The sequence below is a fragment of the Methylomonas sp. LW13 genome, from assembly GCF_016865255.1.
Classification (GTDB): domain Bacteria; phylum Pseudomonadota; class Gammaproteobacteria; order Methylococcales; family Methylomonadaceae; genus Methylomonas.
Genome location: NZ_CP033381.1, coordinates 622,641 through 634,255 on the forward strand (window position 1 = coordinate 622,641; position 11,615 = coordinate 634,255).

Here is an 11,615-nt window from a genome sequence, read left to right on the forward strand (position 1 = left end):
AAAACCATGGGTGTACAGGAAAACTTCGAACAACTCCCGCTAAAAGAATTCACCGAAAAAGCTTATCTGGATTATTCCATGTATGTAATTTTGGATCGGGCTTTACCGCACATCGGTGACGGCCTAAAGCCAGTACAGCGCCGTATCGTGTACGCGATGTCCGAGTTGGGCCTAACGGCGTTGGCCAAATACAAAAAATCGGCCCGTACCGTCGGTGACGTGCTGGGTAAATACCATCCGCATGGTGATTCGGCTTGCTACGAAGCCATGGTGTTGATGGCCCAGGACTTTTCTTACCGTTATCCCTTGATTGATGGCCAGGGCAACTGGGGGTCGCCGGATGATCCAAAATCTTTTGCCGCCATGCGGTACACCGAGTCTCGGCTGACCGCTTACGCGCAAACCTTGCTTAGCGAATTGGGGCAGGGCACGGTGGACTGGACCGACAATTTCGACGGCACCTTAAAAGAGCCCAGCCTCATGCCGGCCCGCTTGCCGAATGTGCTGCTGAACGGCACTATGGGTATCGCCGTGGGGATGGCAACCGATATTCCGCCGCATAATCTGCGCGAAGTCGCCAATGCCTGTCTGCAATTACTGGACGATCCTGAAACGCCACTCGAAAATTTGCTGACGCATATCAAAGGGCCTGATTATCCCACCGATGCCGAGATCGTCACGGCTAGCGCCGATATTCAAAAAATGTATGCGACCGGCAACGGCTCGATAAAGATGCGTGCCAAATACGAGCTGGAAGACGGCAATATCGTCATCACGGCTTTGCCGCATCAGGTGTCCGGTGCCAAGTTGCTGGAGCAAATTGCCGCGCAAATGCTGGCGAAAAAGTTACCGATGATCGAGGATTTGCGCGACGAATCCGATCACGAAAATCCGACACGGTTGTTAGTTATTCCCAAGACCAAGCGTATTGATGTCGATGCGGTGATGTCGCATTTATTCGCCACGACTGACCTGGAAAAGAATTATCGGGTCAATATGAATATGATCGGCTTGAACGGTAAGCCGCAGGTCAAAAATCTACGGATGATTTTGACTGAATGGATCAGCTTTAGAACCGAAACTGTGCGTCGTCGTCTGCAATATCGTTTGGATAAAGTGCTGGCACGTTTGCATATTCTGGAAGGTTTGCTAATTGCCTATCTGAATATCGACGAAGTGATTGCGATTATTAGAAGCGAAGATCATCCTAAGCCGGTTCTGATGGCGCGGTTTGGTCTCAGCGATTTGCAAGCGGAAGCAATCCTTGAGCTGAAATTGCGGCACTTGGCCAAGCTCGAAGAAATGAAGATTCGTGGCGAACAGGATGAATTGGAGCAGGAGAGACAGGCCTTGGAAAAAACCTTGGGCTCTGAGCGCCTGTTGAATCGCCTGATCCGCAAGGAAATCGAACGCGATGCGGAAAAATACGGCGATGATCGGCGTTCGCCCATCGTTGCGCGGGATGCGGCTCAGGCCCTCGATACCACTGAGCTGATTGCGAATGAACCGGTGACGATTATCTTGTCGCAAAAAGGTTGGATCAGGGCGGCCAAAGGCTATGACATAGAAGTCGAAAGCTTGAGCTATCGCGCCGGCGATGCGTATTTATCGTCAGCGAAAGGCCGGACCACGCAATCGGCGTATGTATTGGACTCCACGGGCCGAGTCTATACCATTACGACTCATGATTTGCCCTCTGCGCGAAGTCAGGGTGAGCCGCTGACCGGTCGGCTTAATCCGCCGCCAGGTAGTTTGTTTACCGATGTATTTACTGGGCAACCCGACGATTGGCTATTGATTGCCAGTAATGCCGGTTACGGTTTTCGAGTGCAGTTAAAAGAGCTGCAAAGTAAAAATAAAGCTGGGAAGGCGTTGTTGAGCTTGCCGACTGGCGCCAAAGTTTTAACGCCGGCGCCGATTCCAACTGGTCACGACTTGCTGGCGGTTGCGACCTTCCAGGGTAGATTGTTGATATTTCCAGCGTTGGATCTGCCCGGGTTGGCGAAAGGCAAGGGTAATAAACTAATTCAGATTCCTGGCGGGGACTTGGTTTCCGGTAAGGATGCTGTGGTCGCGGTAACGGCGTTGTCGGCGAGCAGCGAGTTGAAAATCGTCTCAGGCAAGCGGCATGTCACCCTGAAAGCCATGGATATTGCTCAATACACTGGCAATCGTGCGAATCGTGGCACAGCATTGCCGCGTGGTTTCCAAAAAGTGGATGGGTTGGAGTGTGTTGTTGCTTAATACTCTGCCGGTGCCGCACATATTATTGGGAGTTTAAAAGCTTTTTTGGGATTTTTTGTACCAACTATTTGAGGCTCAAAATCGGTTTATCAGATCAGTGTGAAAAAATCTGTTGACGTAAGCAATCAATGTCTTTATCATAGTCATCTTTCTGGAGCGCTTCTGCTCTTCGGGATAATAAGAAGGTCAATTCGGGGTATAGCGCAGTCTGGTAGCGCGTCTGCTTTGGGAGCAGAATGTCGGGAGTTCGAATCTCTCTACCCCGACCAAGATTTGCGCTTGTAGCTCAGCTGGATAGAGCATCGGCCTTCTAAGCCGAGGGTCGCAGGTTCGAGTCCTGCCAAGCGTGCCATCGCAAAAAATCATCATTATGGTGAGCGTAGCTCAGTTGGTAGAGTCCCGGATTGTGATTCCGGTTGTCGTGGGTTCGAGCCCCATCGTTCACCCCAATAAAATCAATAGCTTGACATTGTTTGTATCATGCAAGACCAGCATCTACTGACAAAGCTACTGACAAATGGTCATTCGTTCGACGGTTTGACCGTTTTCAATTTGACATCATAAACATTCATCATCGAAGCCGTTCGGTGTCCACTCGCATCTAGTTTATTGCCTGTTGTATCGCTAACACCTTTACGTTTAAGGTCATGAAAAGTGAAAGGCACCCAATTAATGCCTCTTTCTTCAGCTGCTAATTTGGTGGCAACCGTTATTCGTCCCATAGCCGTTTTAAGACTATCAACTACGATTTTGTCGCCGGTACGTTCACTAATAATGATATGCCTATCCTCGGCACGAATCGGATGAGGCTGTTTTCGATCTGACAATATCCGGTTTCTTGTTGCAACTGCAAAATCCCACGCATTACGTAGTCGCGGATTCCATTCTGTAATATTGTCACGAGATCCTTTGCGACGCTTAATTAATAGGCCTTCCGGCAATTCATTGGCATCGGTAAGATCCAGTACTTCCGACAAACGCATACGGCAAAGATAGGCAATTTCCATTGCTGGCCAGAGATACCAATAATTTGACTCTTGAGCGATCTTGAGCATAAATTCGTAATCACGATCTTCGGCGTAATGTTGGCGTGGTTTGATTGATAGCTTTTTCACACCTAACGTAGGATTGAATTTAATTTTTTCATATTCGTATGCCCATGAAAAAACTCGTTTTATGTATGCAAGCTCTTTATTTGCTCTGCTTTCCGAAGATTCACCGCGGGTGTCTCGGTATTTTCTAACGAGACCCACTGTCCATTTAGTGACTGGAAGCTCACCAAGAGTGTCATTCGTTGAAATTTTGCGACCACAGATATGCTGATGACAATCTAGATAATCTTTTTGCGTTGATGTAGCCAATTTGCGCCAGATGGGTGTTAGCTGGAAATCGAGACTGATTGATGCGAATGTAGCCGCCATGGGAGCATTCAGGCTTTCGTATGCTTGCCAAATTTCTGCCAAAGATGATTTTGGACCGATCAATCGCTTTGAACGCCATTTCCCAAGGTCTGGATCTTTGTATTTATACATCCATTTACCACTACCTGACTTATCCCACCAGACACCGGTCGGCAGTTTTCTGGCATCAATGTTGGTTGGTACTACAGCCGTTCGAGCGGGACCTTTAGGCATAGACGTTTAATCGATAAAATCGATTACCTCTTGATTGGCGTCTGGGGGATCAAATTTTAATCCCATGGCGGCATTAATTGCATCTATCGTAGTGAAAATTTTACCCCCTTGCCCGTATAAGTAACGGACACCATTTTTTCTTAGGCATCGCTCAATATCACCGGGTCTATCGTAACCAGTGGCTATTTTCAGTTGATCAATAGAAACAAGAGTTGTCATATCGATTGGTTAGATAGGTTATAACTCTTCATTCAATTTTAATAGCGCAAGCACGGTAGCCCGGATTTTTTGATAGTTTTAGAATATGGAAAATATTCAACTTATTGACTGTTTTAAAGCGGTTTTACAAACACAACACCGCTCCAGCGACTTTTCGCTGCCCAAAATGATCAATACCGCTGAATAACAATGACCACATTCCGTCATCAGCAATTTTTTATTTCTCAAGTCTCGTGCCACCAACCATGCCGTGGTGAAATCGAGGTTGCCACTGGGCAAGGAAATTTTAAAAAAATCGAATGCCTGGATAACGTTATCAATTTCGCCGTGACTGTTTTCGGCTTCAATTGCACGAAATATCTTGGCGAAGAGCGTGGCTTCCTTGTAGCGTTTTACGTTGTGCGTCAAGCCACGAATTGACTCTTTGATGGGGCCCGAACTACCGGATCGCCCTAGAATCTCCTTGTAAGTGGCCTTTATCAGTTCTCTGGGGATGGTAGTTTCGCGGACAATTACCGCAATTCTGGCTTGGCGTTGAATCAGGGTAATGGCCAACTGATACTGTTTTAGCGTTTTGATCATCTTTTTAGCCTCCATGATTCAAGCCCTCCCTTAACGTCAGCAACACATCAACGGCGGTATGTTGCTTGCGATTCATGTACTCAAAAAAATGATTTGAAATCCTTGGCGCAAAACACAGCCAGCCCGATTGAGCGATATGCTCAATGTCCTCAATTGACAAGCGACCAATGGCCTCAATTAACGCCTTATCCGAAATGCCCAACATAAAACCAGCGAACAGAGGGTTATCTCGACAGAGATCACGGGCTTTGATAAGCCATAAACAATTCAACGTCGTTATTTCTTGGTCAGCACTCTGAGCTTGTGCGCGCTCCAAACAATCAAAATAATCGTCCAATTCACCCATGGCAGACTGTATGATTTGCCTGACGTGGGAGGACAGGTTTTTTATCTGCAACCATTGATTTAAATAATCCGCGCCAAATTCGTTCGTCAACGGGCACAATAACGCCTGGCAAAAATGCGCGGTAACCTGCTCGACGTTGACAAAGTCAAGGATTAAAGGTTGATGGTTGAAAAAGCATTCTCGTGCCAGACGGGCTAAATTTTTTCCTTCCGCCGCATCCAGCTGGGTCCGAGATTGAATTGACTGAACTAATAAATACATTATGACTCTCCTTGGCCGTTAGTAACGGTCAAGACGTATCGCCAAAGTTTTGCCGGCATTTTGTGAAAATGGCCGCGAAATTCGATGTTTACTCGCTACGCTGCCTGTCTTGTTTTCGCATACGGGACAGCGGGCAGCGTGTTGATCTTCTTGGCGGGAGATCAGGAATCGCGCTTGACAGCAAAGGCACGTCGCAAAATGCAATGCAGAGGCATGAAATTGTCTTGTCAGTTGCCATGCTCGATTGATATCCAACACTCTGTGGTGTTCGAATCCTGCCTCCCGGCTGCACGGCTTGGGATTGTGAGCAACGATGCGGCAGTACAATGCGTATGCATTGCAAAATTGCAACCCAAACTCAGTACCATTGGCACGAACGGACGCATAATCCTGAATCAATCCCAAAAATATCGAGGCGTGCAGATTGTTAATGGTTGAACGGCCTATCCAGTGTGGATCCCAAGGCAGCATGCCTTTAATCGGTGCTTGGTGTTGCGCAAGCCAGTAAATGCGGGTGGCTGTTTTTCGTTTGATACCGCAAAGAGCACAAACCACTGGTGTTCGGGCGCCGTACTCGAACAATGTCTTTGCCAACATCAGTTCAGCGCCAAAATGCGACAAGTCAACGAAGCCACCGTTATCCATGATGATCACCCTGATCATGAGCATCATGAACCAGCAAGGCCGCATGAGCGGCGGCTGAAACCGGGTGGTTACCCAGTGGCAGCAAACTGATCACGGCGCGGTTAATCGCCGCCTGTTCTTTAATTTGTTCCAGCGACAAATCGGCTACATGATCGACCGTCTCCGGAATGACACCAAACCGCCAGGCGGCTTCCATGGGATTGCTGCGAGCACATTCTCTCAATAGCATCAGATACTGAAAATTCAGTTGCGTCAGATCGTCTTCTAGGGTGGCCATGCTCTTCTCTCTAATGAATTACGACATGGGGCAATACTAAAAGACTGGTTTTGTAATCGTCACGTGCGGAAAGTGGGTGATTTTGGGGTACTTTCCGCGCAAAGCCTTGCAGAATATGGCTTGGCAAGGTGTTAGGCATTGTTTCAGCTATAAAAAGTGCTTGACAGTGCGTAACTGATTGTATTTTCAAGGAATTGTTTTTATGGAGATCTATAGGAGGCGTAATTAGGTCGAAAGAAGGCCTTTTTTGATCGCTCGAAATAGTGAGTTTTTCAGTAGACTCGGGCAACCTTACCTGTCACCTCTACTATGAACATTGTCGATTTGAAATCCGGTTTCCGATGGCTATGCGCCGCTAAACAGCATCATCTCAATCCACTGCCGATTTTGCTGAGCTTTATGGTCTGCAGTGCATCGTGTTTAGCCCATGGCAATGTCAGCCAACAGACACGAGCGACTAGCGCCGCAAGCACGCTACAAAATACGCTTTGGTGGCAGATTGCAAAGCAGCACCATTTGGATCCTTACATACTGTATGCGGTTGCCTTAAAAGAATCCGCGAACGATGCCGATCCGACCGCAGTAAAACCCTGGCCATGGGCACTTAATAAATCCGGACAATCCTTGATGCCAGCCTCGCAGCGGGAGGCCCATGCCTTGCTCAAGCAATCGATAGACGAAGGCAATCGGTTGGTAGATGTGGGGTTAATGCAAATCAATGTCCGCTGGCATGGCCACAGAGTGAGCGCGCCGGCGCAATTACTGGATCCGATTACCAATGTACAAATAGGTGCCGAACTCTTAGCAACCGCCATTGGTTCAGCCCCGCATGACTTGGCGTTAGGGATTGGTCGCTACTATAGCTGGAAGGATGAGAAGGCCGCCATCGCCTACGGACAAAGTGTGATGGCCATAGCCGACCGAGTGAAGCAGGTGATTTGAGATGGAGGATAGCCTCTATCATCTGCAATTGGATTATCTGCTGTTAGCACGGGAAATGGTGCTGTCCGGACAAGAAGAACAGGCGATGTTTAGCTTGGGATTAACGCCAGAAGCCCTGGGTATCCTGAAAAAATTGCAGGTGCAGCAAATTAGGGAGATAGCTCGGCGCGAATGCCTGGCCTTTACCCCTAGATTCAATGCCAGCTTTTGGGGGCGTTATCTTCAGGTCGATCAGTCAGCGCACGAGGGAGATGCGTGTGATAGCCAGGCGCGTGATTTGCTCATGCTGCTCACAGGATCAGGCGATATCGCATGAGTGCTTGGTACACCTACGAAGACCGACTCAGAGATCATTATCTTGCCTATCAATTGCTGAAGCGAAAATTGCGGCCGACGTTCGTTAAAGCGCATATTAAAACGATCAGCCAACATGAGCTTAAGGCCATGTACTATGCCATTCACTTTCACGGCCCCTCCAACGGACAACTCCCGCTGGCTAAAACCATTCCGGCATCACGCGAGTCGTTTCTATATCTGACGTTATTTCTGTCCATCTATCAAATCACCTGCAAGGTTAATCCTCAGTCGCGCATGGACGTGCCGGCCATTTTGTTTACATGGGATTATTTCCATCGATCCTATGAACACCTTATCCCCGAAGAGCGACCTTACGGCAAAGTTCGACCCGCCAACTTCAACGAAGCCTGGGTTTTAGCGCAAGGTATGCGCGAAGGACAGGTTGCCTTGAAATATTGCCCCCGCTGTCGACATAATTTTGCGGTATTCTACGAGAGCAAATTCCGGCCGGTTTGCCAGTTTTGTGAATTGGCAGATGCAAACGTTAACTCATTTCGCCCAAACTCGTCTTAAGTCTGGTCAGCAATTGAATTGAACGGTTAACGATTTAGCCTTTTCACTAAGTTCGGTTTCATATCCATGGCTATCTTGAAAGCGGACATCCAAGATATTTAAATTCACCATGAAACAATTGTCGTTGACGACCCCAAGCCGCCCTTCACCAACTCCATTAATTAACGACCGTTATCGATACCTTTCCGAACACATTCGAACGGCCTTAACTATTACTTAAATCTTGTTCATTTACACTGTTGACCATCTAAAGAATTTATAAGGTCAACATGCGTTTGTTATTAGCGGAAGACGATCCGATGATCGGCCAGTCCATCCGGGACGGATTGCAGTTGGATGGCTTTGTGGTCGATTGGGTGCAGGACGGCGAACAAGCCAAACAAGCTCTATTCAATATGTCGGGAGAGTACGCTCTATTGTTACTCGACTTAGGGCTGCCGCGTTTAGCAGGTTTGGAATTGTTGACCCTGCTGCGCAAATCCGGCAACACCATTCCGGTATTGATTTTAACGGCGCGCGATGCACTGAGTGAACGAATTGCTGGACTCAACAGCGGTGCCGACGACTATTTGGTTAAGCCCTTTGCCTTGGAAGAACTCGTCGCCCGTATTCACGCGCTGATACGCCGGAGTGCCGGACGCGGATCATCCGACATTGAATACGGTGCGTTGCGCATCAATCCGTTGAGCCACGAAGTTTGGTTGCGCGATGCCCTGATTGATTTATCCGCCCGCGAGTTCGCATTGCTACATGCTTTGATGGAACAGCCTGGCGCTGTACTGTCTCGTCCGCAATTGGAAGAGCGCCTCTATGGATGGGGGCAGGAAGTGGCCAGCAATGCGATCGATGTCCACCTACACAACCTGCGCCGCAAACTCGGTGCGGACATCATTTTTAATGTGCGTGGCGTTGGCTTTAAAGTGGTGAAGCCATGAGCACCTCTATCCGCAAACGGTTAATTTTTTGGTTAATGCCCGTTTTACTGCTGACCGGCGCGGCGTTTGCAGTACCGACTTGGCTGAACGTGCATGAAGAAATTGATGAACTGTTCGACAAGGTGTTGTTGGATGCAGCTTATTCTCTGTCTCGTGCAAACTACGCGCAAGGCGTAAAACCCGATTCTAAAGACCTCGCATTGCGCGGCGATGGTATTGATTGGGTCAGTCAGATTCGCGATTCAGAGGGGCAAATCCTATTTCAATCCCATCCGTTCTCGCCCATTCCACTAGGCAGAAAATCGGGCTATGACACCGTTAACTGGCAAAACCAAGCGTGGCGCGTCGTTAATTTAAAAACCGATAAAGGTTTGATTCAGGTCGCTCAAGCTCAGCAAGAGCGCCGTGAAACCGCCAACGAAATTACCCTGCATTTATTGACGCCGCTGTTGATTTTATTGCCAGCACTGACCTTATGGCTGGGTTGGGCGATTGGTCGTGGTTTGGCGCCGCTGGCTCAAGTCGCCGATGCCGTGGCGCATCGCAATCCTCATTCGTTAGACCCAATTCCAGACAAGGATTTGCCGGCAGAAGTCAACATTCTAGTCGGCGCATTGAACGGGTTACTGAACCAATTGAATCAGGCCCTATCAGCCCAACGTCAATTCACAGCCGATGCCGCCCATGAACTGCGTAGTCCGCTCACCGCACTGTCCTTGCAGGCACAACTGGCCGAGCGCGCCATTGAACCAGAGCTGCGTGCCCAAGCCTTGCAAAACTTACGACAAGGCATCGACCGAGCCAGTCATCTTGTTCAGCAATTACTGACCTTGGCTCGTCTCGATCCGGAAGTTGGCGATTCTCCGCTTAAACCTTTGTTCCTGGATGATCTAGCGCGGAACGTGGTAGCCGATTTTGCCCCGCTAGCCGCCAATCGCCATATCGATCTCGGTTTGACACGGGCAGACCATGTCTCGGTTGCCGGTGCCGAAGAGGCGCTACGGATTCTGCTTGGCAATCTGATCGATAACGCCATCCGTTATTCACCAACCAATACACATATTGACGTCAGTGTCGTTAACGATGCCAAGACAGTTCGCCTGGAAGTCAATGATACCGGCACCGGCATCGCTTTGGATGAGCGCGGTCGCGTGTTCGACCGGTTTTACCGGGTTTTAAATAGCGCCGAATCCGGCAGTGGCTTGGGCTTGGCTATCGCCAAGAGGATTGCCGATCAGCACCAGGCTAACATTACATTGAGCGATGGGGATGGCGGCGTGGGCTTGAAGGTGATCGTCACATTTCCGGAGAACCGTGAATGATGTCTTGCCTATTCAGGCGTTTGCCGTCAGTGGTTTTCGCCGTGACATTGTCGGCTTGCACTCCACAAGGCATGAAACTTAACGATGTGGCCAACGAGCTGGAGCAACGCAGCGGTCAGCATTTTGCCGAAACCCGTGCCGACGAAACCGCATGGCCCGCCAATGTAACGTTGGATGACGGTTTGTCCGAAGACGAATTAGTCAGCTTGGCGCTTTGGAACAATGCGGCCTTTCACGCGACCTTGGCCGATTTAGGCTTGTTCCGGGCCGATCTCGTGCAAGCGGGTATGCTGCCCAACCCCACCTTCTCGATGCTGGTGCCATGGGGCGCAAAACCCTTGGAACTCACGGTGCGCTATCCGTTGGAAATTTTCTGGCTACGTCCACAACGGGTCGAGTTGGCCCAATTGGATGTTGAACAAACCGCTCAACGCCTGGTGCAAACCGGATTGGACTTGATTCGCGATGTTCGCTTCGCTTATGCCGAATTGAGCTTAGCCAAGCGACGCGTGGAATTGGCTGAATCTGCTGTCACACTGAGCCAGGCTATCGCCGAACTCACGCAAGCCCGGTTGAACGACGGCGATGCCAGCGAATTGGAAGTAACCATTGCGAGAGTCGATGCCCTGCAAGCTCAGGAACAACAAAGCCGTTTGCAACAGGATTTGACAATAGCCAACGAGCGTTTACGACATCTGGCGGGTTTGAGTTTGGAGCAGTGGCCGGGAAACGTTAATACGGAACTGTTAGCCCATGATGACCGGTTCGATACCGAAAAGCTGGTCGAACAGGCGCTAATGGCACGTCCCGATCTACGTGCTGCGCAAATCAATGTCGAAGCTGCGGGCGAACGCATTGGCCTGGCGCGCGCCGAAATCTTTAATATCACCACCAGCCTCAATGCCAAACAAATCAATGGGCCTTTGCTGGCAGGGCCAGGCTTAGACGTGACATTGCCCATCCTCAACCAGAATCAAGGTGGCGTCGCGCAAGCCCAGGCTCGCTTTGATAAAGCCGCCAGGCAATATGTTACCACCCGACAACGGATCGCCTTGGATGTCCGCGAAGCCCATGCCCGGCTAAGACAGGCTAGTGTTAGCCTGAAGCAATGGCAAGAGACTATTCTGCCACCACTGCAAGCCGCCATAAAGGATGCTAGAAACGCCTACGCAGCCGGAAATGTCACTTACCTGTTCGTACTCGAAACCCAACGCCGTTGGCTGGACGCGCAATTGAAAACCGCGCAAGCCGCCGCCGACTTCCACCGCGCCCGCACGGAACTGGAACGCAGTGTTGGCCAGCGTCTAAAGCCTGCTTGACTGATTATTTCCCGGAATT

At 49.6% G+C, this 11,615-nt stretch carries 13 protein-coding genes and 3 tRNA genes; 10 read left to right on the forward strand and 6 right to left on the reverse strand.

All coding sequences use genetic code 11. The features are described 5' to 3' along the window. Positions 1-6: 6 nt before the first annotated feature. The 4 genes from parC (at position 7) to JL719_RS02800 (ending at position 2,693) form a co-directional block, all read left to right on the forward strand. The gene (gene parC, locus JL719_RS02785) at positions 7-2,244 is read left to right on the forward strand and encodes a DNA topoisomerase IV subunit A (RefSeq protein WP_033155892.1); all 2,238 of its coding nucleotides are present in this window, start codon (positions 7-9) and stop codon (positions 2,242-2,244) included. 192 nt (positions 2,245-2,436) lie between these two features. Continuing rightward, positions 2,437-2,513 (forward strand) — tRNA-Pro (locus tag JL719_RS02790). Positions 2,514-2,519: 6 nt separating this feature from the next. Beyond that, positions 2,520-2,596 (forward strand) — tRNA-Arg (locus JL719_RS02795). A 21-nt stretch (positions 2,597-2,617) separates the two neighbouring features. Continuing rightward, positions 2,618-2,693: transfer RNA gene (locus JL719_RS02800), tRNA-His, on the forward strand. Positions 2,694-2,765: 72 nt separating this feature from the next. On the opposite strand, the gene JL719_RS02805 is transcribed toward JL719_RS02800, so the two are convergent. The 6 genes from JL719_RS02805 to JL719_RS02830 all read right to left on the reverse strand — a co-directional run bounded on the left by JL719_RS02805 (position 2,766) and on the right by JL719_RS02830 (position 6,208). After that, positions 2,766-3,878 carry a site-specific integrase gene (locus JL719_RS02805; protein WP_033155893.1) on the reverse strand — a complete coding sequence of 371 codons (1,113 nt, stop codon included), beginning with the start codon at positions 3,876-3,878 and terminating at the stop codon, positions 2,766-2,768. A 6-nt stretch (positions 3,879-3,884) separates the two neighbouring features. Continuing rightward, positions 3,885-4,097: a hypothetical protein gene (locus JL719_RS02810; RefSeq protein WP_033155894.1), complete on the reverse strand. Its 213-nt coding sequence runs from the start codon at positions 4,095-4,097 to the stop codon at positions 3,885-3,887. A gap of 96 nt (positions 4,098-4,193) precedes the next feature. Next, positions 4,194-4,679: a FlhC family transcriptional regulator gene (locus JL719_RS02815; protein WP_033156130.1), complete on the reverse strand. Its 486-nt coding sequence runs from the start codon at positions 4,677-4,679 to the stop codon at positions 4,194-4,196. A 4-nt stretch (positions 4,680-4,683) separates the two neighbouring features. Next, a complete protein-coding gene (locus JL719_RS02820; RefSeq protein ID WP_033155895.1) occupies positions 4,684-5,286 on the reverse strand; it encodes a flagellar transcriptional regulator FlhD in 603 nt (200 codons plus the stop codon). A gap of 18 nt (positions 5,287-5,304) precedes the next feature. Beyond that, positions 5,305-5,931, reverse strand: a complete 627-nt coding sequence (locus JL719_RS02825) for a FlhC family transcriptional regulator (protein ID WP_165385912.1) — start codon at positions 5,929-5,931, stop codon at positions 5,305-5,307. Further along, complete coding sequence (locus tag JL719_RS02830; protein ID WP_051669776.1) at positions 5,924-6,208, reverse strand: flagellar transcriptional regulator FlhD; 285 nt, start codon at positions 6,206-6,208, stop codon at positions 5,924-5,926. Before JL719_RS02830 ends, JL719_RS02825 begins: the two co-directional genes overlap by 8 nt. A gap of 309 nt (positions 6,209-6,517) precedes the next feature. Here JL719_RS02830 and JL719_RS02835 point away from each other — a divergent pair, with 309 nt between their 5' ends. The 6 genes from JL719_RS02835 to JL719_RS02860 all read left to right on the forward strand — a co-directional run bounded on the left by JL719_RS02835 (position 6,518) and on the right by JL719_RS02860 (position 11,596). Further along, a complete protein-coding gene (locus JL719_RS02835; RefSeq protein WP_084153240.1) occupies positions 6,518-7,150 on the forward strand; it encodes a transglycosylase SLT domain-containing protein in 633 nt (210 codons plus the stop codon). A gap of 1 nt (position 7,151) precedes the next feature. Continuing rightward, complete coding sequence (locus JL719_RS02840; RefSeq protein WP_033155897.1) at positions 7,152-7,466, forward strand: flagellar transcriptional regulator FlhD; 315 nt, start codon at positions 7,152-7,154, stop codon at positions 7,464-7,466. Then, complete coding sequence (locus JL719_RS02845; protein WP_051669778.1) at positions 7,463-8,020, forward strand: FlhC family transcriptional regulator; 558 nt, start codon at positions 7,463-7,465, stop codon at positions 8,018-8,020. Before JL719_RS02840 ends, JL719_RS02845 begins: the two co-directional genes overlap by 4 nt. A 269-nt stretch (positions 8,021-8,289) precedes the next feature. Next, the gene (locus JL719_RS02850; protein WP_033155898.1) at positions 8,290-8,955 is read left to right on the forward strand and encodes a response regulator; all 666 of its coding nucleotides are present in this window, start codon (positions 8,290-8,292) and stop codon (positions 8,953-8,955) included. After that, entirely contained in the window at positions 8,952-10,277 is a 1,326-nt protein-coding gene (locus tag JL719_RS02855; protein WP_033155899.1) for an ATP-binding protein, read from the forward strand. The genes JL719_RS02850 and JL719_RS02855 overlap by 4 nt, the downstream gene beginning before the upstream one ends. Next, entirely contained in the window at positions 10,274-11,596 is a 1,323-nt protein-coding gene (locus JL719_RS02860; protein ID WP_033155900.1) for a TolC family protein, read from the forward strand. The genes JL719_RS02855 and JL719_RS02860 overlap by 4 nt, the downstream gene beginning before the upstream one ends. Positions 11,597-11,615 lie beyond the last annotated feature (19 nt).

Excerpts from the sequence above, each read along its gene's own strand:
- JL719_RS02815 (WP_033156130.1), bottom strand. The coding sequence starts at position 4,679 with ATGATCAAAACGCTAAAACAGTATCAGTTGGCCATTACCCTGATTCAA.
- JL719_RS02840 (WP_033155897.1), top strand. The coding sequence starts at position 7,152 with ATGGAGGATAGCCTCTATCATCTGCAATTGGATTATCTGCTGTTAGCA.
- JL719_RS02845 (WP_051669778.1), top strand. The coding sequence starts at position 7,463 with ATGAGTGCTTGGTACACCTACGAAGACCGACTCAGAGATCATTATCTT.
- JL719_RS02830 (WP_051669776.1), bottom strand. The coding sequence starts at position 6,208 with ATGGCCACCCTAGAAGACGATCTGACGCAACTGAATTTTCAGTATCTG.
- JL719_RS02855 (WP_033155899.1), top strand. The coding sequence starts at position 8,952 with ATGAGCACCTCTATCCGCAAACGGTTAATTTTTTGGTTAATGCCCGTT.
- JL719_RS02850 (WP_033155898.1), top strand. The coding sequence starts at position 8,290 with ATGCGTTTGTTATTAGCGGAAGACGATCCGATGATCGGCCAGTCCATC.
- JL719_RS02810 (WP_033155894.1), bottom strand. The coding sequence starts at position 4,097 with ATGACAACTCTTGTTTCTATTGATCAACTGAAAATAGCCACTGGTTAC.
- JL719_RS02860 (WP_033155900.1), top strand. The coding sequence starts at position 10,274 with ATGATGTCTTGCCTATTCAGGCGTTTGCCGTCAGTGGTTTTCGCCGTG.
- parC (WP_033155892.1), top strand. The coding sequence starts at position 7 with ATGGGTGTACAGGAAAACTTCGAACAACTCCCGCTAAAAGAATTCACC.
- JL719_RS02835 (WP_084153240.1), top strand. The coding sequence starts at position 6,518 with ATGAACATTGTCGATTTGAAATCCGGTTTCCGATGGCTATGCGCCGCT.
- JL719_RS02825 (WP_165385912.1), bottom strand. The coding sequence starts at position 5,931 with ATGGATAACGGTGGCTTCGTTGACTTGTCGCATTTTGGCGCTGAACTG.
- JL719_RS02805 (WP_033155893.1), bottom strand. The coding sequence starts at position 3,878 with ATGCCTAAAGGTCCCGCTCGAACGGCTGTAGTACCAACCAACATTGAT.
- JL719_RS02820 (WP_033155895.1), bottom strand. The coding sequence starts at position 5,286 with ATGTATTTATTAGTTCAGTCAATTCAATCTCGGACCCAGCTGGATGCG.